General features: G+C 67.9%; 19 protein-coding genes and 1 pseudogene. 8 read left to right on the top strand and 12 right to left on the bottom strand.

The genetic code is table 11. The features are described from left to right. Window positions 1–193: 193 nt before the first annotated feature. The 11 genes and pseudogenes from AC07O4_RS24715 to AC07O4_RS24665 form a co-directional block, all read right to left on the bottom strand. Window positions 194–496, bottom strand: a pseudogene (locus tag AC07O4_RS24715) (winged helix-turn-helix transcriptional regulator); the annotation flags it as partial. A 189-nt stretch (window positions 497–685) separates the two neighbouring features. Next, on the bottom strand, window positions 686–1,531 hold the full coding sequence (gene asd / locus AC07O4_RS24710; RefSeq protein WP_070059678.1) for an archaetidylserine decarboxylase: 846 nt from the start codon (window positions 1,529–1,531) through the stop codon (window positions 686–688). Window positions 1,532–1,875: 344 nt separating this feature from the next. Next, complete coding sequence (locus AC07O4_RS24705) at window positions 1,876–2,868, bottom strand: Bug family tripartite tricarboxylate transporter substrate binding protein (protein WP_495305910.1); 993 nt, start codon at window positions 2,866–2,868, stop codon at window positions 1,876–1,878. 26 nt (window positions 2,869–2,894) lie between these two features. Continuing rightward, window positions 2,895–3,875, bottom strand: a complete 981-nt coding sequence (locus tag AC07O4_RS24700; RefSeq protein ID WP_495305909.1) for a tripartite tricarboxylate transporter substrate binding protein — start codon at window positions 3,873–3,875, stop codon at window positions 2,895–2,897. A 53-nt stretch (window positions 3,876–3,928) separates the two neighbouring features. After that, the gene (locus AC07O4_RS24695; protein WP_495299286.1) at window positions 3,929–4,690 is read right to left on the bottom strand and encodes an SDR family NAD(P)-dependent oxidoreductase; all 762 of its coding nucleotides are present in this window, start codon (window positions 4,688–4,690) and stop codon (window positions 3,929–3,931) included. Window positions 4,691–4,716: 26 nt separating this feature from the next. Beyond that, window positions 4,717–6,288, bottom strand: coding sequence for a galactarate dehydratase (gene garD, locus AC07O4_RS24690; RefSeq protein ID WP_495305908.1), 1,572 nt, complete (start codon window positions 6,286–6,288; stop codon window positions 4,717–4,719). Window positions 6,289–6,310: 22 nt separating this feature from the next. Continuing rightward, window positions 6,311–7,606, bottom strand: a complete 1,296-nt coding sequence (locus AC07O4_RS24685) for a TRAP transporter large permease (RefSeq protein WP_070059673.1) — start codon at window positions 7,604–7,606, stop codon at window positions 6,311–6,313. Between the two features lie 8 nt (window positions 7,607–7,614). Then, the gene (locus AC07O4_RS24680; protein ID WP_062470671.1) at window positions 7,615–8,103 is read right to left on the bottom strand and encodes a TRAP transporter small permease; all 489 of its coding nucleotides are present in this window, start codon (window positions 8,101–8,103) and stop codon (window positions 7,615–7,617) included. Between the two features lie 96 nt (window positions 8,104–8,199). Next, window positions 8,200–9,177, bottom strand: a complete 978-nt coding sequence (locus AC07O4_RS24675) for a TRAP transporter substrate-binding protein (protein ID WP_307585981.1) — start codon at window positions 9,175–9,177, stop codon at window positions 8,200–8,202. Between the two features lie 49 nt (window positions 9,178–9,226). Further along, complete coding sequence (locus AC07O4_RS24670; RefSeq protein ID WP_495305907.1) at window positions 9,227–10,117, bottom strand: SMP-30/gluconolactonase/LRE family protein; 891 nt, start codon at window positions 10,115–10,117, stop codon at window positions 9,227–9,229. Window positions 10,118–10,134: 17 nt separating this feature from the next. Then, window positions 10,135–10,959: an NAD-dependent epimerase/dehydratase family protein gene (locus tag AC07O4_RS24665; protein WP_495305906.1), complete on the bottom strand. Its 825-nt coding sequence runs from the start codon at window positions 10,957–10,959 to the stop codon at window positions 10,135–10,137. Between the two features lie 109 nt (window positions 10,960–11,068). On the opposite strand from AC07O4_RS24665, the gene AC07O4_RS24660 reads away from it, so the two are divergent. From AC07O4_RS24660 to AC07O4_RS24625, 8 genes are all read left to right on the top strand, one after another. Continuing rightward, window positions 11,069–11,929 (top strand): FadR/GntR family transcriptional regulator, encoded by an 861-nt coding sequence (locus AC07O4_RS24660; RefSeq protein ID WP_495262792.1) that lies wholly within the window; start codon window positions 11,069–11,071, stop codon window positions 11,927–11,929. Between the two features lie 123 nt (window positions 11,930–12,052). After that, window positions 12,053–13,042 carry a Bug family tripartite tricarboxylate transporter substrate binding protein gene (locus tag AC07O4_RS24655; RefSeq protein WP_095950647.1) on the top strand — a complete coding sequence of 330 codons (990 nt, stop codon included), beginning with the start codon at window positions 12,053–12,055 and terminating at the stop codon, window positions 13,040–13,042. A 61-nt stretch (window positions 13,043–13,103) separates the two neighbouring features. Further along, the gene (gene kdgD, locus AC07O4_RS24650) at window positions 13,104–14,015 is read left to right on the top strand and encodes a 5-dehydro-4-deoxyglucarate dehydratase (protein ID WP_062470656.1); all 912 of its coding nucleotides are present in this window, start codon (window positions 13,104–13,106) and stop codon (window positions 14,013–14,015) included. A gap of 52 nt (window positions 14,016–14,067) precedes the next feature. Beyond that, window positions 14,068–14,526, top strand: a complete 459-nt coding sequence (locus tag AC07O4_RS24645) for a nuclear transport factor 2 family protein (RefSeq protein WP_139706626.1) — start codon at window positions 14,068–14,070, stop codon at window positions 14,524–14,526. Window positions 14,527–14,540: 14 nt separating this feature from the next. After that, window positions 14,541–15,530 (top strand): Bug family tripartite tricarboxylate transporter substrate binding protein, encoded by a 990-nt coding sequence (locus tag AC07O4_RS24640; RefSeq protein ID WP_495305905.1) that lies wholly within the window; start codon window positions 14,541–14,543, stop codon window positions 15,528–15,530. Window positions 15,531–15,545: 15 nt separating this feature from the next. Continuing rightward, window positions 15,546–16,904: a glucarate dehydratase gene (gudD, locus tag AC07O4_RS24635; protein ID WP_495305904.1), complete on the top strand. Its 1,359-nt coding sequence runs from the start codon at window positions 15,546–15,548 to the stop codon at window positions 16,902–16,904. Between the two features lie 49 nt (window positions 16,905–16,953). Beyond that, window positions 16,954–18,051, top strand: a complete 1,098-nt coding sequence (locus AC07O4_RS24630) for an SMP-30/gluconolactonase/LRE family protein (RefSeq protein ID WP_495305903.1) — start codon at window positions 16,954–16,956, stop codon at window positions 18,049–18,051. A 52-nt stretch (window positions 18,052–18,103) separates the two neighbouring features. Next, entirely contained in the window at window positions 18,104–19,540 is a 1,437-nt protein-coding gene (locus tag AC07O4_RS24625) for an aldehyde dehydrogenase family protein (protein WP_495305902.1), read from the top strand. Window positions 19,541–19,859: 319 nt separating this feature from the next. On the opposite strand, the gene AC07O4_RS24620 is transcribed toward AC07O4_RS24625, so the two are convergent. Then, window positions 19,860–21,401 carry a glycine betaine ABC transporter substrate-binding protein gene (locus tag AC07O4_RS24620; RefSeq protein WP_495305901.1) on the bottom strand — a complete coding sequence of 514 codons (1,542 nt, stop codon included), beginning with the start codon at window positions 21,399–21,401 and terminating at the stop codon, window positions 19,860–19,862. Window positions 21,402–21,468: the final 67 nt, after the last annotated feature.

The raw sequence follows: 21,468 nt of genomic DNA, 5'->3' as shown, positions 1-21,468 counted from the left end.
ATGAAATGGGAGAGGAATCGGAGGCGCGGAGTTTACCGAGGCCCGGCGGGCCCCCGCTTCAGCCCTGGCTGTCGGAGCCGGGCGGCGTGGCTGCGGGAGGTGCTTCGTCGGGGGCGGAAGGCGCCGGCGCAGCGGGTGCCGCGGGCGAGGAGGCCTCGGCCGATGCAGGCTGAGCGGCGGCGGGCCCCGCGGCCTTCTTGCTCTGCCCGAGCTGCCACTTGGCCGCGAAGGCCTGCAGGTCGGACAGGCGCTTGAGCAGGTCCTGCCCGCTCAGCGTGAGGCAGTAGCCGTCGCTGCCGTGGCTCACGACGCCGGCTTCGCGCAATTCCTTGATGCGGGTGTTGAGGGTGTTGGGAGTGATGCCGCCGACGCTGTCCTGCAGCAGCCGGAAGGTCTGGGCGTGGCCGTCGCGCAGGGCCCACAGCACACGCAGCGCATAGCGGGCTTCGAGCAGGGCGAGCAACTGGCTGATGGCTGCGTTTTCCTTGGTACTCATCGACATCATCTCCTCGAAGCTGGGCGGACCGTCGGCCGGGGGCGGGCCGGGGCGGCGCACTCTTGTTTGTGATTGGTCGTCATGGACCGTCTGGCTGGCCGACGACTATAGCGCGAAGGATCAGGATGCTACTGGTTTTATAGCTGTGCAGGCATGCAGCATGCGGGTTTCGAGACAAAGCTTCACAAATCAGGCGTAGTTGGCCATGGCTTCGCCCAGGCGGATCGCGCGGGTGGGCGACCAGTCCGGGTTGAAGGCCAGCGCGGGCGCCGGAAACAGCATGACGACGGTGGAGCCCAGCAAGAACCGGCCCATCTCGTCACCCTTCTTGATGTCGATCTGCTGGTCGTTGTAGTGCCACTCGCGCAGCTCGCCCACGCGCGGCGGGTTGACCACGCCGTGCCACACGGTGGCCATGCTGCCGACGATGGTGGCGCCCACGAGCACGAGCACGAAGGGGCCGTTCGCCGATTCGAAGACGCACACCACGCGCTCGTTGCGCGCGAACAGGCCGGGCACGCCGCGCGCGGTGGTCGGGTTGACCGAGAACAGGTCGCCGGGCACGTGGATCATGCGCACCAGCCGCCCGTCGCAGGGCATGTGGATGCGGTGGTAGTCCTTGGGGCTCAGGTACAGCGTGGCAAAGCTGCCGTGCGCGAACTTGGCGGCCAGCGCGGCGTCGCCGCCGACCAGCGCGGTGGTCGTGTAGTTGTGGCCCTTGGCCTGGAAGATCTGGTCGCCCTCGATGGCGCCGAACTGGCTGATGGCGCCGTCCACGGGGCAGACGAGGTCGGCCTGCGCGAGCGGGCGCATGCCAGGCTTGAGGGCGCGCGTGAAGAACTGGTTGAAGCTCTTGTAGTGATGGATGTCGGACTCGAGCGCTTCGCCCATGTCGACGTTGTACTTGGCAACGAAGCGGCGAATGATCCAGGTGGTGACCGCGCCTCGTTCCTTGCCTGCGACCCAGCCGGCGAAATTGGTCAGGGCCTGCTTGGGGAACAGGTATTGGGGCAGAACTGCGGAGCGATCGGACACGTTGTGAAAGGCCTGGAATGCGGAATCGGACGGGCATTCTATAAAGCGCTTTTCCTTGGGGACGTAGGAAGCTTCCCTTGGTTCGCGAGGGTGGGCGCTCTTTGCGGGGCACGCGCCCGGCGGGCGGCGCGGCGCGGTCGGCCCCACTGTGCCGGCCGCTTCGCGGCTGCCCTGCGGTGCTCGCGTTTCGCGGGGTCTCGCAGAACTCGCTTCGCTCAAACAGCTGCGAGCCCTGATCCGCGAAACACTGCGCGCCTCGGCGGCACAGAGGGGCCGTCCGCACCGCACCGCCCACCGGGCGCTTGTGGGGGTGTGGATGCTGTCGGATGCGGGGGAGGGGGAGGTCAGTCGGCCTTGATGCCTGCGGCCTTGATCACCTGCGCCCACTTTTCCACTTCCGTTTTCTGGAAGGCGGCGATCTGCGCGGTCGTCATATCGGCGGGCTCCATGCCGAAGCCCTTGAGCTTGTCCTGCATCTCGGGCGTCGCGAGGATCTTGCGGATCTCGGTGTGCAGGCGATCGACGACGGGCGCCGGCGTGCCCGCGGGCACGAAGATCGCCTGCCACGACACCACCTCGAAGTCCTGCAGGCCGGGCACGCCCGACTCGGCGACCGTGGGCACGTCGGGCATCGAGGCCAGGCGCTTGGCCGAGGTGACGGCGATGGCGCGCAGCTTGCCGCTCTGGATGTGCGGGCCGGCGACCACGGTGGTGTCGAACATCATGTCGACCTGGCCGCCGATCACGTCCTGGATCGCCGGGCCGCTGCCCTTGTACGGGATGTGCGTGAACTTCACTCCCGACTTGTAGCCCAGCAGCTCCAGCGCCAGGTGCTGCGAGGTGCCCGTGCCCGCCGAGGCCGACGAGAGGCCACCGGCCTTGGCCTTGCTCGCGGCGATCACGTCCTTCAGCGTCTTGTAGGGGCTGGCCTGGTTCACCACCAGCACCACGGGGTTGGTGCCGATCAGCGTCACGGGCGCGAACGACTTCTGCGGGTCGTAGCCCAGCTTGGGGTACAGGCTCACGTTGATCGCGTGCGAGCTGATCGTGCCGCCCACCAGCGTGAAGCCGTCGGGCGCGGCGCGCGCGCCGATCTCCGAGCCGACGCTGCCGCCGGCGCCGCCCTTGTTGTCGATGATCACGCTCGTGCCCAGCACGGTGCCGAGCTTCTGGCCGATGAGGCGGCCCAGCACGTCGGTGGTGCCGCCCGCGGGAAAGGGCACGAGGTAGGTGATCGCCTTGCCCGTGGGCCAGGTGCTGCCGCCCTGCGCGAAGGCGGGCAGGGCCGCCGCCAGCGAGGCGGCGAGGGCGGACTGGATGAGTGTGCGACGTTGCATGGCTGTGTCTCCTTGTCGTGTCGCGTTCACGGCTTGATGTTCAGCTTGGTGATCAGCGCCTTGAAGTAGGCGTTGTCCTTGGCCAGCGTTTCCTTGAACGCCGCGCCGTCGGTGTAGACGTAGCCCAGGTTCTGCTTGTCCATCACCTCGTGCATGAGTGGCTCAGCGGCGGTCTTGGCGGTGATCTCGCGCAGCTTGGCCATCACTTCGGGCGGCGTGTTCTTCGGCGCGCCCAGGCCGCGCCACGTGCCGATCGACAGGTCGATGCCGCGCTCCTTGGCGGTCGGGATCTTCTCGAAGCCCTTCACGCGCTTGTCGGCCATCACCATCAGCACCTTGAGCTTGCCGCCCTGCACGTGCGTCGTGACTTCCGCGGGGCTCACGGCCACGGCCTCGATGTGGCCGCCCAGCAGCGCCAGCACGGCGGGCGCGGCGCCCTGGAACGGGATGTGGCCGAACTTGGTGCCGGTCTTGTCTTCGAGCGCGGCGGCGGCCAGGTGCCAGATCGAGCCGTTGCCCGAGTTGCCCACGCGGATGCTCTCGGGCGACTTCTTCGCGGCGGCGAGGAACTCTTCGATGGTGTTCCACGGCGCATCGGCCTTCACGGTGATCGCGGCCGGGTCGGCGTTGAGCTGCGCAATGGGCTGGAAGTCGTCGTAGTTGAACTTGGCCAGGCCCAGGTGCGGCAGCGTGAGCAGCTCCACCGTGAGCACGGCGAGCTTGTAGCCGTCGGGCTTGGCGTTGATCACCTCGGTCCAGCCGATGGCGCCGCCCGCGCCAGGGCGGTTGACGATCACGATGCTCTGCGAGATGTGCTTGCGGCTCGCTTCGGAAAACGCGCGCGCCAGCCCGTCGGTGCCGCCGCCGGGCTGGTAGGGCACGAGCAGCTCGATGGTGCGGTTCGGGAAATCGTTGGCTTGCGCCGCGGCGGGCGCGGCCAGGCCGAGCGAGAGGGCGGCGGTGGCCGAAAGGGCGGCAAGGCCGCGGACGAACTGGCTTCTTTGCATGGTGTCTCTGTCTCCGTTGTTGATCTGTTGTGCTGAGAAGGCGGGGGAGTGCGTCAGGGCATGTACTGCCCGCCGTTCACTTCGAGCACCTGCCCGGTCACGTAGCCCGAGAGTTGCTCGGAGGCCAGGTACAGGAAGGCGCCCACGCATTCGTCGGCCGTGCCCAGGCGTCCCATCGGGATGCCGGTCCTGAAGGTCTCGAGCATTGCGGGCGTCGAGAAGCGGTCCTGGAACGGCGTCTGGATCACGCCGGGCGCCACCGCGTTCACACGGATGCGGTCGCCCACGAGTTCCCTTGCCAGGCCGTGCGTGGCGGTGCTCACGAAGCCCTTGGCGCCCGCGTACAGGTAGGCGCCGGGCCCGCCGCCGGTGCGCGCGGCCACCGAGGTCACGTTGATGATGGCGCCGCTGCCTTGCTTGCGCATCTGCGGCACCGTCTCGCGGCAGAAGGCCAGCACCGAGCGCGCGTTGATGTGCATCACTTCGTCGAACAGCGCATCGTCGAACTCGGCGATGGGCATGCGCTTGACCAGGCTGCCGGCGTTGTTCACGAGCACGTCGATACGGCCGAACTGCGCCGTGGTTTCCTGCACGCAGGCGCGGATCGCGGCCGTGTCGCGCACGTCGGCCTGCAGCGCGAAGGCCGTGCCGCCGGCGGCGCGGATGGTGTCGACCACGCGGGTCGCCGCATCGGCCGAGCTGTTGTAGTGCACGGCCACGCGCATGCCGCGCGCGGCGAACGCGATGGCCACCGCGGCGCCGATGCCGGTGCTGGCGCCGGTGACGAGGGCGGTCTTGTCCTTGAGGTCTTCCATGGCTGTGCTCCGTGAGGGTGGTTCGATCAGGTGACCGGGGCCGGGTTGAACAGCACCAGCGCGTTGTGCAGCTTCCAGTGCTCGGCCCAGGTCTTCTTGCGGCCGCTGGCCACGTCGAGCATCAGGCGGAACATCTCCCAGCCGATGTCCTCGATGCTGGCTTCGCCATCGGCGATGCGGCCTGCGTTCACGTCCATCAGGTCGTGCCAGCGGCGCGCGAGGTCGCTGCGCGTGGCGACCTTGATCACCGGCACCTCGGCCAGCCCGTAGGGCGTGCCGCGGCCGGTGGTGAATACGTGCAGGTTCATGCCGGCCGCCAGCTGCAGCGTGCCGCAGATGAAGTCGCTGGCCGGCGTGGCGGCGTAGATGAGGCCCTTGTGCGTCAGCTTCTCGCCGGGCGCGAGCACGCCGGTGATCGGCGACGAGCCCGACTTGACGATCGAGCCCATCGCCTTCTCGACGATGTTCGACAGCCCGCCCTTCTTGTTGCCCGGCGTGGTGTTGGCGCTGCGGTCGACGCGGCCCTTGTCGAGGTAGGCGTCGTACCAGGCCATCTCGCGGATCATGGCGTCGGCCACTTCAGGCGTGGACGCGCGCGACGTGAGCTGGTCGATGCCGTCGCGCACCTCGGTGACTTCCGAGAACATCACGGTGGCGCCCGCGCGCACCAGCAGGTCGGTGCAAAAGCCCACGGCCGGGTTGGCGGTGACGCCCGAGAAGGCGTCGCTGCCGCCGCACTGCACGCCCACGACGAGCTCGCTCGCGGGCACGGTCTCGCGCCGGCGCTGGTTCAGGCGCGCGAGGTGCGCGTCGGCCTGGCGCATCACCGAATCGATCATCGACATGAAGCCCACGTGCGCGTCGTCCTGCAGGCAGACCACGTCGAGTTCTTCGGCGGGCGTGCCGCGCTGGTCGGCGATGGGGATGGTGCCGGGCGGCAGCAGCCGCTCGGGCTGCAGCTTCTCGCAACCCAGGCTCACGACCATCACCTCGCCGCCGAAGTTGGGGTTGAGGCTGATGTTGCGCAGGGTGCGGATCGGCACGATGGCGTCGGGCGCGTCGATGGCCACGCCGCAGCCGTAGCCGTGTTCGAGCGCCACCACGTCGTCCACATGCGGGTACTTCGGCAGCAGCTCGGCCTTGATGCGCTGCACGGCGAACTCGGTCACGCCCGCCACGCACTGCACGGTCTGCGTGATCGCGAGGATGTTGCGCGTGCCCACCGAGCCGTCGGCGTTGCGGTAGCCCTCGAAGGTGTAGCCGTCGAGCGGCGGCAGGGCAGGGGGCTTGACCGTGGCGATGGGCAGGCCGTCGAGCTCCGGCGCGACCGGCATGCGCATCACGCGCTCGTGCACCCAGCTGCCGCGCGGCAGCGCCTTGAGCGCGTAGCCGATCACCACGTTGTAGCGGCGGATGGCGTCGCCTTCGGCCAGGTCGGCGAGTGCCACCTTGTGGCCCTGGGGCACGGTGTCGACCAGCACCAGGCCGTCGTCGAAGGCCGTGCCGGCCTTCAGGCCGCCGTCGTTCGCGACGATGGCCACGTTGTCGGCCGCGTGGATGCGGATGTACAGCGGCGGTCGGGTGTTCGCATCGGCCATCGGGAGGCCCTTTCTCTTTTCTTTACTTCACCACCATGAACAGGCTGGGCAGCCAGGTGGAAAACGCCGGCACGAAGGTGACCACGCCGAGCGCGAAGATCAGCGCACCGTAGAAGGGCCAGATCGTGCGCATCACCGTGCCCACCGACACCCCGCCGATGGCACAGCCGACGAACTGCGTGGTGCCCACCGGCGGCGTGTTCAGGCCGAGCGCGCAGTTGATGAGCATCACCACGCCGAACTGCACCGAGGTCATTCCGTACTGCTGTGCAATGGGCAGGAAGATCGGCGTGCACAGCAGGATGGTCGCGGCCATGTCCAGGAAGGTGCCCAGCACGAACAGGATGATGTTGATGAGCAGGAAGATCATCCACGGCGTGGTCGTCACCTGCGACAGCATCTGGCCCGTGAGCTCGGCCACGCCGTACAGGCTGATGAGGTAGCCGAAGGTGCTCGAGATGCCGATCAGCAGCAGGATCACGCCCGTGGTGCGCACGGCCTTCGAAGCCGCCTTGATGAAGTGCTCCCACTTCAGCGTGCGGTACACGAAGATCGTGAGCGCCAGCGCATAGAGCACCGCCACCGCCGCCGATTCGGTCGCCGTGAAGATGCCCGACAAAATTCCGCCGAGGATCAGCACCACGATGAACAGGCCCGGCAGCGCCGCTGCGAACGAGCGCGCCACGATGGCCCAGCCGGGGAAGCTGCCGGCCGGGTAGCCGCGCTTCACGGCCACGAGGTACGCGGCCGCGAGGTTGCTCAGCGTGAGCACGGCCGCCGGCAGCAGCGCCGCCAAAATCAGCGCCGCGATCGACACCTTGCCGCCCGCTGCGAGCGAATAGATGATGAGGTTGTGGCTGGTGGGCATCAGCGCGCCGACCAGGGCCGCGTGGGTCGTCACGTTGACCGCGTAGTCGGCGTGGTAGCCCTCCTTCTTCATCATCGGGATCATCACGGCGCCCATGGCCGAGACGTCCGCCACGGGCGAGCCCGAGACGCCGCCGAACAGGGTGCAGGCCACCACGTTCGACATGCCGAGGCCGCCGCGCACGTGGCCCACGAGGTTGCGCGCGAAGTTGACGATGCGGTCCGCGATGCCGCCGTAGAGCATCAGCTCGCCGGCGAAGATGAAGAAGGGAATGGCCAGGAACGAGAAGATGCCCATGCCCGAGGTCATCTGCTGGAAGCCCACCGCGAGCGGCAGGCCTTCGTACAGCAGCGTGGCCAGGGCCGAGAGGCCGATCGAGAACGCCACCGGCACGCCGAGCAGCAGGAACAGCGTGAACGAGAGGCAGAGAATGAGAAGAGGGGTCGTCATGATGAGGTTCAGCCCCAGGCGGGTTCGACTTCGCGGCCTTGAGCGAGCGCGATGATGTGTTCGATCGAGAACATCACGATGAGGACGCCCGACACGGCGGCGGGCACGTACTTCCAGCCTTCGGAAATCCACAGCGTGGGCAGGCGGTAGTCCCACACCGATTCGGCGAGCGAGGCGCAGTTCCAGGCCATGGCCAGGCCGAACAGCAGGATCAGCGCGTGGATGAGGTATTCCATCTTCAGGCGCAGCCAGTCGGGTGCGAGCACGAGGAACGATTCGAGCCCGATGTGGCCCGCGTCGCGCACGCCCACGGCCACGCCCAGCATGGTCACGTAGAGCACCAGCAGCAGCGCGAGGCTCTCGGCCCAGGTGGGAGTGTTGTTGAGCACGTAGCGGCCGAACACCTGCCAGCTCACGGCGCAGATCACCGCGACGAGACCGAGGATGCCCAACCACATGCAGGCACGGGCGAGCGTGCGGCAAAGTTTGGTGTACATATTTCCAGCGCGAAAAATGGAGAGGCTCCGCCTCTTCGTGGCCCCTGGCAGGGGTGCAGGGTCACGAAGTGCGCGAAGCCTGGGGGCGAGCCCTGTTTACTTCGTGTCCTGGACGCGCTTGACCAGGTCCTTCAGCTTCGCGTCGGTGATGAACTTGTCGTACACCGGTTTCATCGCGGCCTGGAACGGGGCCTTGTCGACGTCGATGATCTCGGCGCCGCCGGCCTTCACCGTGGCCAGCGACTTCACTTCACGCTCCTGCCACTGCTTGCGCATGTAGGGCACCGATTCCTTGGCGGCCTGGCGCAGCCAGCCCTGCTCTTCGGTGGAGAGCTTGTCCCACGCGCGCTTGGAGAACAGCAGCATCTCGGGCGCCATCGAGTGCTCGGTCTTGCTGTAGTACTTGGCGACCTCGAAGGCGCGCGCGCTTTCGTAGGTGGGGTAGTTGTTTTCGGCGGCGTCGATGAGGCCGGTCTTCAGGCCCGTGTAGACCTCGCCCATGGGCATCGGCGTGGCGTTGGCGCCCATGGCCTCGAGCATCGACACCCACAGGTCGGACTGCTGCACGCGGACCTTCAGGCCCTTCATGTCGGCGAAGTTGCGCACCGGCTTCTTGGCCGTGAACATCGAGCGCGCGCCGCTGTCGTAGTAGGCCAGGCCCACGAAGCCCTGCTTCTCGCACGACTTCAGGATTTCTTCGCCGACCGGACCGTCGAGCACCTTGTGCAGGTGTTCGACCGAACGGAACAGGAAGGGCATGGTCGGCACCTGCGTCTCGGGGCAGATGTTGTTCATGGGCGCGATGTTCACGCGCACCATCTGCAGCGCGCCGATCTTGGTCTGCTCGATCGTGTCCTTCTCGTTGCCGAGCGCGCTGTTGTTGAAGACCTTGATGCTGTGCTTGCCCCCGGACAGCGCCTTGAGCCGTTCGCTCATGAACTTCACGGCGGTCACGGTGGGGTAGTCGTCGGGGTGGATGTCGGCCGAGCGGAACTCGGTGGCGCCGGCAGCCAGCGTGGTCAACGCGGCTGCCGCGCCGGCAGCAAGTGCGATGAGTGTCTTGTAGAGCTTCATTTGTCTCGTCCTCTTGGTGGTTGTCGTGAATGAAAGAAAAAGAAAAGGGTCAGCCGCCGAAGGCCGGCTCGGGCACGCCCGCCACGCCGGGGCGCAGCGCGAACACGCCGCCGGCCAGCGGCTGGTCCGACAGGTCGATGCCGCCGGGGCGGATCGAGGTGACGAACAGCGTGTCGAGCGTCGGGCCGCCGAAGGCGCACATGGCGGGCTTCTTCACCGGCACGGCGAGCGAGCGGTCGAGCCGGCCATCGGGCGTGAAGCGATGCACCAGGCCGGCGTCGTTGCCGCAGATCCAGTAGCAGCCGTCGACGTCCATCGCCGCGCCGTCGGGGCGGCCGGGCAGGGGATTCATGTCGACGAAGAGACGGCGGTTGCTCGGCGTGCCGGTGTCGGTGTCGTAGTCGAAGGCCCAGACGGCCTGCACGCTCGGGTGCGAGTCCGATAGGTACATCGTGCGGCCGTCGGGGCTGAAGGCCAGGCCGTTGGGAACGATCAGGTCGTCCAGTTGCAAGGCCGCGCCGTCGTCGCCGGGGCCGTAGCGGTACAGGCGGCCGACGCGCGCGCCCGCGGCCATGTCCAGCCGCATCGTGCCGGCCCAGAAGCGGCCTTGCCGGTCGCAGCGGCCGTCGTTGAAGCGCATGCCCGGCGCGGCGTGCGCCACCGGGGCGAGCGGCGCGGCCGCGAGCGTGCCGTCGGTGCGCTCGCGCAGCGAGAACAGGCCGCTTTCCATACCGGCGATCCATTCGCCGGGCCGGTCCGCGCGCGGTGCGATGCAGGCAATCATTTCGTCGGCGAGCCACTGCGCATGGCCTTCGCTTGCGTGCCAGCGGTTGAGCGTGCGCGCGGGAATGTCGACCCAGTACAGCGCCTGCTGCGCGGCCAGCCACACCGGGCTTTCGCCCGTGCCGTTGCGCGCGTCGAGAACGAGTTCGGCTTGCATGCGGTGGTGCGGCCTGTTCAGTCGCCGAACGGGCCTTGCGCGGTGAACGCGCCGCCCTGGTAGATGGCGTTCGGATCGGTGGGCGCCACCTTCGGCTGCGCCTCGACCTTGTCGCGGAACACCTCGGAGCTGTCTTGCGGCACGAAGCCCAGGTGCGCGGCGGCGGCGTTGTCCCACCACAGGTCGCGGTTGGCCGACATGCCGTAGACCACCGTGTGCTTCACGCCGGGCGTGAAGAGCGACTTCTCGATCAGCGTCGTGAGGTCGCGGTAGCTGAGCCAGGTGCTCATCATCCGGCGGTTGAGCGGCTCGGGAAACGACGAGCCGATGCGGATGCTCACCGTCTCGATGCCCCAGCGGTCGAAGTAGAACTGCGCCATGTCCTCGCCGAAGGACTTCGACAGGCCGTAGTAGCCGTCGGGCCGGCGCGCGGCGTGCGCGTCGATGTGCTCGTCCTGCTTGTAGAAGCCGATCACGTGGTTCGAGCTGGCGAACACCACGCGCTTCACGCCGTGACGGCGCGCGGCCTCGTACAGGTTGAACACGCCCTTGATGTTGGCTTCGAGCACTTCTTCGAACGGGCGCTCGACCGACACGCCGCCGAAATGGGCGATGGCGTCGCAGCCGGCCACCAGCGCGTCGACTGCGGCCTTGTCGGACAGGTCGCAGGGCACGACTTCTTCATGCGCGCCCGTGGCCGGCGCGATGTCGGCGATGTCGGAAAGGCGGATCACGTTCGCAAAAGGCGCGAGCCGTTCGCGCAGCACGCGGCCCAGGCCGCCGGCGGCGCCGGTCAGCAGCAGGCGGCCAAGCTGGGGGGAGGAGGCTTCAGGCGTCGACATGTCTTCGGGATGTGTGAGGGGAAGCGGAGGAGGTGGACAACGTCGTCACCGTTTTTAGGTGATAAGTTATCTGTTGTCGTACAACTGTGAGGGGATTATGATCGTCGTCATGGCCTCAACGACTGCGGGTAATCCCGAAGTTCAGACAACGACCGCTGACAACCCGGCGGGCAACGCCGCTTTCGTGGGGCGGCCGCGCCAGCGCGCGCGCGGCCTGGCGAACGGGCTGGTGGAAGACCTGGGCGAGAAGATCCGCAGCCAGTCGCTGCGCCCCGGCGACAAGCTGCCGACCGAGTCGGCCATCATGCAGGCCTACGGCGTGAGCCGCACCGTGGTGCGCGAGGCGCTGTCCAAGCTGCAGGCGGGCGGGCTGGTCGAGACGCTGCACGGCGTGGGCACCTTCGTGCTGCAGCCGCGCCCGGGCGGCATGGGCGGGGTGTTCCGCCTCGATCCCGGCGAGATCGCGACCTCGGTCGACGTGCTCGCCGTGCTCGAGTTGCGCATCAGCCTGGAGACCGAATCCGCCGGGCTGGCCGCGAGCCGGCGCACCGACGAGCAGCTGGTCGCGATGCGCCAGGCGCTCGACGCGTTCGAGCAGAACGTCAAGGTGGGCGGCGACACCGTGGCGCCCGACTTCGCCTTCCACCTGGAGATCGCGCAGTCGACCGGCAACCCCTACTTCGCCGACATCATGCGGCACCTGGGCACGACGATCATCCCGCGCACGCGCATCAGCGCGATCCGCGTGCAGGACGGCAGCTACCTGAGCCGCGTGAACCGCGAGCACGAGGAAATCTACGCGGCCATCGCGCGCCGCGACCCCGAGTCGGCACGCGCCGCGATGCGCATCCACCTGACCAACAGCCGCGAGCGGCTGCGCATGGCGCAGGAAGCCGCTCAGCAACAGAAAGCCAGGGCGGAGGCGGCCGGCCACGGCGCCGCCTCGTCCGACAACACCCCTTCGCGCTGAGTTCTCCCCGGGTTTTCGGGGCTCAAGTCTGGACAAGCTGATTTTCTAGTTGTACGATGACTGATAACATGCGGCGCCATCGCGGCCCCGCATGCCTGCATCGAACTTCAGGAGACAGCCCCCATGACCGTCAACCGACGCGGCGCGCTCGGCGCCGCCCTCGCCACCACACTGGCCGCCAGCCTGCCCTTGCACGCGTTTGCGCAAGGGGCGGGCGGCACCTGGCCTTCCAAGCCCATCCGTCTCATCGTGCCGTACCCGCCGGGCGGCTCGTCGGACATCATTGCGCGCGCCATCGGCCAGCCGCTGTCCGAGGCGCTGGGCCAGCCCGTGGTCATCGAGAACCGCGCGGGCGCCAACGGCAACCTCGGCGCCGACATGCTGGCCAAGGCGCCGGCCGACGGCCACACGCTCATGCTGTGCGACCTCGGCGCGCTGGCCATCAGCCCGTCGCTGTACCCCAAGCTGCCGTTCGACCCGTCGAAGGACCTGCGCAGCGTGGCCATGCTGGCCTACTCGCCGCACCTGCTGGTGGTGCACCCGTCGGTGCAGGCCAGCACGCTGAAGGAGCTGGTCGAGCTGTCGAAGAAGAGCGACCTCAACTTCGCCGTCACCGCCAGCGGCAGCACCGCGCACCTGGCCGGCGTCGAGTTGCAGCGCAAGAGCGGCGCCAAGTGGGAGTACGTGCCCTACAAGGGCGGCGTGCAGGCCGTGCTCGACACCGTCGCGGGCCAGACGCAGGTGCTCATGAACGGCATGTTGGCCACCTACCCGCATGTGCAAAGCGGCAAGCTCAAGCTCATCGCCGTGTCGAAGTCGACGCGCATGCCGCTGATCGGCAGCGTGCCGACCATCGCGGAGCAGGGCGTTCCCGGCTACGAGTCGGGCACATGGCAGGGCGTGGTCGCAGCGCGCGGCACCCCTGACGCGGTGATCGCCCGGCTCAACAAGGAACTGGTCCGGATCATCCGCACGCCCGACATCCGGGCGCGCCTTGCGGGGCAGGGCGCCGAGGTCGTGACCATGACCGCGCCCGAGCAGGACCAGTTCTTCGCCAAGGAACGCGCGCGCTGGGCGCAAGTGATCCAGCAGGCCAATCTCAAGCTCGATTGAGCGGCCCCTTCTTCCTCTCTCTTCTTTTCCTCATTTCTCTTTTTTCACTGGACGACTTCCGATGAACCCGCAAGAACTCAAGACCATCATGGGCTCCGGCCTGCTCTCGTTCCCGCTGACCGACTTCGACAGCAACGGCGACTTCAACAAGAAGGGCTACATCGAGCGCCTCGAATGGCTGGCACCCTACGGCGCGAGCGCGCTGTTCGCCGCGGGTGGCACGGGCGAGTTCTTCTCGCTGACGGGTGACGAGTACCCCGGCATCATCCAGACCGCGGTCGACACCTGCCGCGGCGTGGTGCCGATCATTGCCGGTGCCGGCGGCCCGACGCGCTTCGCCATCCAATGCGCGCAAGCGGCAGAGAAGGCCGGCGCGCACGGCATCCTGCTGCTGCCGCACTACCTCACCGAAGCCGGCCAGGAAGGCCTGGCCGCGCACGTCGAGGCCGTGTGCAAGAGCGTGAAGTTCGGCGTGATCGTCTACAACCGCGCCTCGAGCCGCCTCAAGCCCGACACGCTGGCCCGCCTGGCCGAGCGCAACCCGAACCTCGTGGGCTTCAAGGACGGCGTGGGCGACATCGAAGCGATGGTCGCGATCTTCCAGAAGATGGGCGACCGCTTCGCCTACCTGGGCGGCCTGCCCACGGCCGAGGTGTATGCCGCGGCCTACAAGGCCATGGGCACGCCCGTGTACTCGTCGGCGGTCTTCAACTTCATTCCGAAGACGGCGATGGATTTCTATCACGCGGTTGCCAACGACGACATGGCCACGCAGCACCGCCTGCTGAAGAACTTCTTCATGCCTTACCTGGAGCTGCGCAACCGCGTGCCCGGCTATGCCGTGAGCATCGTGAAGGCGGGCGCCAAGCTTGTCGGCCACGACGCCGGCCCCGTGCGCGCACCGCTGACCGACCTGAAGCCCGACGAGATGGACGCACTGAAGGCGCTCATCGACACGCTCGGCCCGCAGTAAGCCCGCACTGATCGCAGTCGACCGCACCACAAGACAAACAGGAGACAACGACATGCTCATCAGAAAATTCCTGCTCGCCGCCGCAGCGACCGCCGTGTTCGCGGGTTGTGCCGCCAGCGGTGGCAGCAGCAGCGGCGCAGCGGCCGAACCCGCAGTTGCGGCGGCCGCCGAGCGGCTGCGCGTCGCCATGGTCGACCCGACGCCGGCCGCGCTACGCGCGCTGGTGGCCGACGACCTGAGCTACGGCCATTCGGGCGGCAAGGTCGACACGCAGGCCAGCTTCATCGCCGACCTGCTCGACCGCAAGTCGGACTTCGTGACCATCGCGATCACCGACCAGACCATCAAGGTCGTCGACGGAAACACCGCCATCGTGCGCCACACGCTCACGGCCGACACCAACGACTCGGGCAAGCCCGGCAAGGTCGCGCTGAAGATCCTCGGCGTCTGGCAGAAGCAGGGCGGCGAGTGGAAGCTGCTCGCGCGCCAGGCTGTGCGCCTTCCTTCCTGATCGGACCACCGCGCATGAAGAGAATGCAATTCTTGGCGACGGGCTTCGCGCTCGCCGCCACCGCGCTGCTGTCGCCGCTGCACGCTTCGGCGCAGGCCGATGCATGGCCGCAGCAGAAACCCGTGACCATCATCGTGCCGTTCCCGGCCGGCGGCTCCACCGACATGGTGGCGCGCGCGCTGGCGCAGCAGCTGCAGGGCAAGCTCGGCGGCAGCTTCGTGGTCGACAACCGACCCGGCGCCACCGGCACCATCGGCACCGGCTTCGTGCGGCGCGCACTGCCCGACGGCTACACGCTGCTCGTGTCGTCGCTCGGCGCCTTCGTCGTCACGCCGCATCTGCAGAAGAGCGTGCCCTACGACGCGACCAAAGACTTCGACTACATCAGCGTGCCCGTGCAGGCGCCCAACGTGCTCGTCGCCAATGTCGCGCGGCCCGAACACACCGTGGCCGACGTGCTCGCGCTGTTGCGCAAGACGCCCGGCAAGGTCTCGTTCGCGAGCTCGGGCAACGGCTCGTCCGACCACCTGTCGGCTGAACTCTTCTGGCAGCAATCCAAGACCGAAGGCGTGCACGTGCCCTACAAGGGCGGCGCGCCGGCGGTGAATGACCTGCTGGGCAACCAGGTCGATTTCTCGTTCCAGAACGTGAACGCCGTGCTGCCGCACATCCGCGCCGGCAAGCTGCGCGCGATTGCCGTCACCGGCGACAAGCGCTCGCCCGTGCTGCCCGACGTGCCCACGCTCGCCGAAGCCGGCGTGAAGGGCGCCGAGGTCTATTCGTGGCAGGGCATGGCCGCACCCAAGGGTCTGCCGCCCGCCACGAAGAAGAAGCTGAGCGACGCGGTCATCGCCGCCATGCAGGACCCCGAGACGAAGAAGCGCATGCTCGACCAGGGCCTGGAAATCGTCGCGAGCACGCCCGAAGACTTCACCGCCTTCCAGTTGCGCGAGTGGGCGCGATGGAAGACATTGATCGACACCCGCCACATCACTGCCGATTGAGGCCACAGCCCGAAGATGACAAGTCCTGAATCCGTTTCCCATGTCGTGTCGGGCGCGCCCGTCGTCACCGCCATGCGCGTCGTGCCCGTCGCGGGCCACGACAGCATGCTGATGAACCTCAGCGGCGCGCACGGTCCGTTCTTCACGCGCAACCTGCTGATCCTCACCGACAGCGCCGGCCACACCGGCGTGGGCGAGGTGCCGGGCGGCGAGAAGATCCGCCAGACGCTCGAAGACGCGCGCGACCTCATCGTGGGCCAGCCCATCGGCAACCACAACGCCGTGCTCAACCGCATGCGCAGCGCCTTTGCCGCGCGCGACAGCGGCGGGCGCGGCCTGCAGACCTTCGACCTGCGCGTGACCATCCACGCCGTGACCGCCGCCGAAGCCGCGCTGCTCGACCTGCTGGGCCAGCACCTGGGCGTGCCCGTGGCGGCGCTGCTCGGCGAAGGCCAGCAGCGCGATGCGGTGCAGATGCTCGGCTACCTCTTCTACGTGGGCGACCGCACCAAGACCGACCTGCCGTACGAGACCGACCCCGGCGCCGACAACGACTGGTTCCGCCTGCGTCACGAAGAAACGATGACGCCCGAGGCCATCGTGCGCCTGGCCGAGGCCACGCACGTGCGCTACGGTTTCACCGACTTCAAGCTCAAGGGTGGCGTGCTGCGCGGCGAGGAAGAGGTCGAGGCGATCCGCGCGCTGCACGCGCGCTTTCCGCAGGCGCGCGTCACGCTCGACCCGAACGGCGGCTGGCTGCTGGCCGACGCCATCCGCCTGTGCCGCGACCTGCACGGCGTGATGGCCTATGCCGAAGACCCGTGCGGCGCCGAGGGCGTGTTCTCGGGCCGCGAGGTGATGGCCGAGTTTCGCCGCGCCACCGGCCTGCCCACCGCCACCAACATGGTCGCCACCGACTGGCGCGAGATGGTGCACAGCCTCTCGCTGCAGTCGGTCGACATTCCGCTGGCCGACCCGCACTTCTGGACCATGCAGGGCTCGGTGCGCGTGGCGCAGCTGTGCCAGGCCTGGGGCCTGACCTGGGGCTCGCATTCGAACAACCACTTCGACGTGTCGCTCGCGATGTTCACGCATGTGGCCGCGGCCGCACCCGGCAAGGTCACGGCCATCGACACGCACTGGATCTGGCAGGACGGCCAGCGCCTCACGAAGGCGCCGCTGCAGATCGAGGGCGGCCTCGTGCAGGTGCCCACGCGCGGTGGGCTGGGCATCGAGCTCGACATGGCCGAGGTCGAGAAGGCGCACCAGCTGTACCTGAAGCATGGCCTCGGTGCACGCAACGATGCGCAGGCGATGCAGTTCCTCATTCCGAACTGGACCTTCGACAACAAGCGCCCCTGCATGGTCCGCTGAGCGCCCGGTGCCTTCGTGCGCTGACGGCTGAAACATCCAAGGAGACTGAATGAACAAGCACATGGATCGCCGTCGCCTGCTGCAAGCGGCTGCCGGCTCGGCACTCGGCGCCGTGGCCGCCGCCGCGGGCGCCCAGTCGTTTCCCTACAAGCCGCAGCAGCGGTATCCCGATCCGTCGGTGCTGATCCTCGACCCCAGCTTTGCGAAGTACCGCATCTACAGCAGCACGCTCGAGCAGGTCGGCACCGGCATGCGCTGGGCCGAGGGCCCGGTGTACCTGCCGCGCGAGGGCTACCTCGTGTGCAGCGACATCCCGAACAACAGGCTGATGCGCTACGAGGAGAAGACCGGCGAGTTCAAGGTCCACAAGGCGAACGCCGGCTACTGCAACGGCAACACGCGCGACCGGCAGGGCCGCCTCATCAGCTGCGAGCACTCGGTGACGCGGCGCGTGGTGCGCACCGAGGCCGACGGGCGCATGACCGTGCTGGCCGACCGCTACCAGGGCAAGCGGCTGAATTCGCCGAACGACGTGGTTGTGAAGTCGGACGACACCGTGTGGTTCACCGACCCGCTCTTCGGCATCTCGGGCACGTGGGAAGGCGAGAAGGCCGCGTCCGAGCAGGCGACGACCAACGTGTACCGCCTCACGCCCGACGGCCAGCTCTCGGCGGTGATCACCGACCTGGTGAACCCGAACGGCCTGGCCTTCTCGCCGGACGAGAAAAAGCTCTACGTCATCGAGTGGAAGGGCACGCCCAACCGCAGCCTCTGGAGCTACGACGTGGCGGCCGACGGCAGCGTGTCGAACAAGCTGAAGCTCATTGATGGCACGGGCGCTGCGGCGCTCGACGGCTTTCGCGTCGACCGTGACGGCAATCTCTGGATGGGCTGGGGCTGGAGCGGCGCCGTCGCTCCCGAACCCGTCGATGCCGGCAACGGCATGAAGGTCTATCAGCCGCAGGCGAAATCCGAAGACCTCGATGGCGTCAAGATCTTCAATTCGCAAGGCAAGCCCATCGGTTTCATCCGCCTGCCCGAACGTTGTGCCAACCTGACGTTCGGCGGCCCCAAGAACAACCGCCTCTACATGGCGGCCAGCCATTCGCTGTACGCCCTCTACGTGGAGTCCGAAGGCGCCACCTAGCCTTCAGACTTTCCAACCTCCTCACCGCAACACGCACACAAGGACATCGACGATGACTGAATTCAACAACCTCATCAATGGCGAATGGCTGGCTGGCCAAAGCTACAGTCCCAACATCAACCCCAGCAACCTGGCCGACGTGCTGGGCCAGTACACGCAGGGCGACAAGGGCCAGGTCGATGCGGCCGTGGCTGCTGCCACCGCCGCCTTCCCCGCATGGGCGACGGGCAGCATCCAGGCGCGCTCCGATGCGCTCGACAAGATCGGCACGGAGATCCTCGCGCGCAAGGAAGAGCTCGGCACGCTGCTCGCACGCGAAGAAGGCAAGACCAAGGCCGAAGGCATCGGCGAGGCCACGCGCGCGGGGCAGATCTTCAAGTTCTTCGCGGGCGAGTGCCTGCGCCTGTCGGGCGAGGTGCTGCCGTCGGTGCGTCCGAACATCGGCGTGGAGATCACGCGCGAGCCGGTCGGCGTGGTCGGGCTCATCACGCCGTGGAACTTCCCCATCGCGATTCCTGCCTGGAAGATCGCGCCCGCGCTGGCCTTCGGCAACTGCGTGGTGCTCAAGCCCGCTGACCTCGTGCCGGGCTGCGCGTGGGCGCTGGCCGAGATCATCAGCCGCTCGGGCATTCCGGCCGGCGTGTTCAACCTCGTGATGGGCCGCGGCAGCGTGATCGGCGATGCGCTGGTCAACCACCCCGGCATCCACGCGATCAGCTTCACGGGCTCGGTGGGCGTGGGCCGCAACATCGCGATCCAGTGCGTCACCAACCACAAGAAGGTGCAGCTCGAAATGGGCGGCAAGAACCCGCAGGTGGTGCTCGACGACGCCGACCTCGCGCAGGCCGTGGAGCTCAGCGTGCAGAGCGCGTTCTACTCGACCGGCCAGCGTTGCACGGCGTCGAGCCGCCTCATCGTGACCGAGGGCATCTACCCGAAGTTCATCGAGGCGATGAAGGCGCGCATGGCGAAGATCAAGGTCGGCGACGCGCTCGCACAGGGCACCGACGTGGGGCCGGTGTCGTCGAAGTCGCAGCTCGACCAGGACATGGAATACGTCGCCATCGGCAAGGGCGAGGGCGCCACGCTGGCGGCCGGCGGTGAGCTGCTGACGCTGGAGACGGACGGCTACTACATGTCGCCGGCGCTGTTCAGCGAGTCAGCCGCGAACATGCGCATCAACCGCGAGGAGGTGTTCGGGCCGGTGGCGAGCGTGATCCGCGTGAAGAACTACGAAGAGGCACTGGCCACGGCGAACGACACCGAGTTCGGTTTGTCGGCCGGCATTGCGACGACCTCGCTGAAGTACGCGACGCACTTCAAGCGCCACAGCCAGGCGGGCATGGTGATGGTGAACCTGCCGACGGCGGGGGTGGACTATCACGTGCCGTTCGGTGGACGCAAAGGGTCGAGCTATGGGCCGCGTGAGCAGGGCAAGTACGCGCAGGAGTTCTTCACGACGGTGAAGACGGCTTACACGTTGGCCTGACGCTTCTTCTTGTCTCGTTGAAAGCCCCCTGTTTGGGGGCTTTTTTATGTCCGCTTGGTTCGGGGCGCGTGCGCAGGCCACCGGGTACTTCCCTCCGCGAATGTCCCCCGGCCTGCGGCCTCCTCCTTGATTTCGCTGCGGGAAGCACCCAGTGTCCTGCGCACGGGACGCGGCGGTGGGGTGCAGCCGATCAACGACCGCTCTGAACACGCTCACGTCGATGCGGTGCCTTGCGCAGCGAAATCAAGGAGGAGGGCGAAGCCCGGGGGACATTCGCGGAGCAAGGTACCGCGTCGGCGGGAGCGTCGCCCCGAACAGCTCAGGCCAATGGCGCCCTGCGGCTGCGACGCATCAGAAATTCGATCAGCTCGAAGATGCCTTCGCTGATCAGCGCCATCGCGGCAGCCGGCAACGCACCCGCCATCAACAGCTCGCGATCGTTGAGTGCCAGCCCCGTCACGATGCGCTCACCGAAACCGCCCGCGCCGATGAAAGCCGCGATGGTGGCCGTGCCGATGGCAATGGCTGTCGCGGTGCGAACTCCCGCCAGTAGCGTGGGCAACGCGAGAGGCAGCAACACCAACTGAAGGCTCTGCGGCGGTGTCATGCCCAGCGCGGTGCCGGCCAGTCGAAGTCCATTCGGCACTTCGGCCAGCCCGGTCACGGTGTTGCGCATGATCGGCAGCAGCGAATACAGCGTGAGCGCGATCAGCGCGGGCAGGGCGCCGATCGCGCCGAGCAAAGAGATCAGCACCGCGAGCAGCGCCAGTGACGGCACGGTCTGCATCACGCTCGCGAAGCCCAGCACCACGGCGCGCAGCCGCAGATGCGGAAACACGAGGATCGCGAGCGGCACGCCGATGAGGATGGCCACGCCGACCGACACCGCCACCAGCAGCAGGTGCTGGCGCGCCAGCGGCCAGAGGTCGGGACCAAAGAGCTTGGCCGTGAAGCCGCGCGCGGCGCTCGGTGGCGTCTTGCCGTCCTTGGTGGCGCCGGCGAGAAAGTCGCGCGCGATGGTGTCGAAGCGCACGCCCTGCAGTTCGGCGCGCGCGTTCATTGCGATCATCGCGTGCTCGTCGATCTTGCCTTCGAGCGCCTGCAACGCGGCCCAGGCCTTCGGCAGCCGCGCGGGCAGGTCGAGCTTGTAGAGCACCACCGCGTCGTAGCGCGGAAAGTACTGCTTGTCGTCCACGAGCACGCGCAGGCCGAGGTGGTCGATCTTGGCGTCGGTGGTGTAGATGTCGATGGCGTCGATCTGCTTGGCCGTCATCGCTTCGTAGGCCAGGCCGTGGTCGAGCCCGGTCGGCGTCTGCGTGAAGCCGTAGCGCGCAGCCAGGCCCTTCCAGCCGTCGGCGCGGCCGATGAATTCGTTCGACAGCCCGATGCGCAGCTCGGGGTGTTTGGCCAGGTCGCTCAGCGTGCGCAGCCCGAGCTTGTCGGCGTCGGCGGCGCGCACGGCCAGCGCGTAGCCGTCGTTGAAGCCCAGTGGAATCGCCACGCCCAGTCCGAGCGGCGCGAGCGCGGCGTTCATGGCCTCGCGCGTGTCGGCGGGCGAGCCCTTGAGGATCTCGAGCGCGATGGTGCCGGTGTATTCGGCGTAGAGGTCGATGGCGCCGGAGCGCAGCGCTTCGTAGACGATGGCCGTGTTGCCCAGGCCCTGGCGAATGACGGGCGGCGACGTTGTGTGCGGCGCGGCGGTCTGCGCCAGCACCTCGGCCAGGATGTACGACTCGGTGAAGCGCTTCGAGCCGACGCGCAGCGTCTCGTCGGCGGCCTGCGCGCGGGGTGCGGCGGCGGCCAGCCAGAGCATCGCGAAAAGCCACAGGGCGGGGTGCCAGAAGCTGCGAGGCAGGTGCATCCGGATCAGTGTATCGGCATCGCCGCGCCAGCCGTACCCGTCCGTCTCCTACACGCCGTGGTGCGCG

The organism is Variovorax sp. GW821-FHT09D04, from assembly GCF_059416405.1.
Note: the sequence above shows the minus strand (reverse complement) of the source record. Positions and strands in the feature narration are given on the sequence as shown.

Coding starts and splice junctions, on each gene's coding strand:
- AC07O4_RS24705 (WP_495305910.1), bottom strand. CDS start 2,868: ATGCAACGTCGCACACTCATCCAGTCCGCCCTCGCCGCCTCGCTGGCG.
- AC07O4_RS24700 (WP_495305909.1), bottom strand. CDS start 3,875: ATGCAAAGAAGCCAGTTCGTCCGCGGCCTTGCCGCCCTTTCGGCCACC.
- AC07O4_RS24695 (WP_495299286.1), bottom strand. CDS start 4,690: ATGGAAGACCTCAAGGACAAGACCGCCCTCGTCACCGGCGCCAGCACC.
- garD (WP_495305908.1), bottom strand. CDS start 6,288: ATGGCCGATGCGAACACCCGACCGCCGCTGTACATCCGCATCCACGCG.
- AC07O4_RS24685 (WP_070059673.1), bottom strand. CDS start 7,606: ATGACGACCCCTCTTCTCATTCTCTGCCTCTCGTTCACGCTGTTCCTG.
- AC07O4_RS24680 (WP_062470671.1), bottom strand. CDS start 8,103: ATGTACACCAAACTTTGCCGCACGCTCGCCCGTGCCTGCATGTGGTTG.
- AC07O4_RS24675 (WP_307585981.1), bottom strand. CDS start 9,177: ATGAAGCTCTACAAGACACTCATCGCACTTGCTGCCGGCGCGGCAGCC.
- AC07O4_RS24670 (WP_495305907.1), bottom strand. CDS start 10,117: ATGCAAGCCGAACTCGTTCTCGACGCGCGCAACGGCACGGGCGAAAGC.
- AC07O4_RS24665 (WP_495305906.1), bottom strand. CDS start 10,959: ATGTCGACGCCTGAAGCCTCCTCCCCCCAGCTTGGCCGCCTGCTGCTG.
- AC07O4_RS24660 (WP_495262792.1), top strand. CDS start 11,069: ATGGCCTCAACGACTGCGGGTAATCCCGAAGTTCAGACAACGACCGCT.
- AC07O4_RS24655 (WP_095950647.1), top strand. CDS start 12,053: ATGACCGTCAACCGACGCGGCGCGCTCGGCGCCGCCCTCGCCACCACA.
- kdgD (WP_062470656.1), top strand. CDS start 13,104: ATGAACCCGCAAGAACTCAAGACCATCATGGGCTCCGGCCTGCTCTCG.
- AC07O4_RS24645 (WP_139706626.1), top strand. CDS start 14,068: ATGCTCATCAGAAAATTCCTGCTCGCCGCCGCAGCGACCGCCGTGTTC.
- AC07O4_RS24640 (WP_495305905.1), top strand. CDS start 14,541: ATGAAGAGAATGCAATTCTTGGCGACGGGCTTCGCGCTCGCCGCCACC.
- gudD (WP_495305904.1), top strand. CDS start 15,546: ATGACAAGTCCTGAATCCGTTTCCCATGTCGTGTCGGGCGCGCCCGTC.
- AC07O4_RS24630 (WP_495305903.1), top strand. CDS start 16,954: ATGAACAAGCACATGGATCGCCGTCGCCTGCTGCAAGCGGCTGCCGGC.
- AC07O4_RS24625 (WP_495305902.1), top strand. CDS start 18,104: ATGACTGAATTCAACAACCTCATCAATGGCGAATGGCTGGCTGGCCAA.
- AC07O4_RS24620 (WP_495305901.1), bottom strand. CDS start 21,401: ATGCACCTGCCTCGCAGCTTCTGGCACCCCGCCCTGTGGCTTTTCGCG.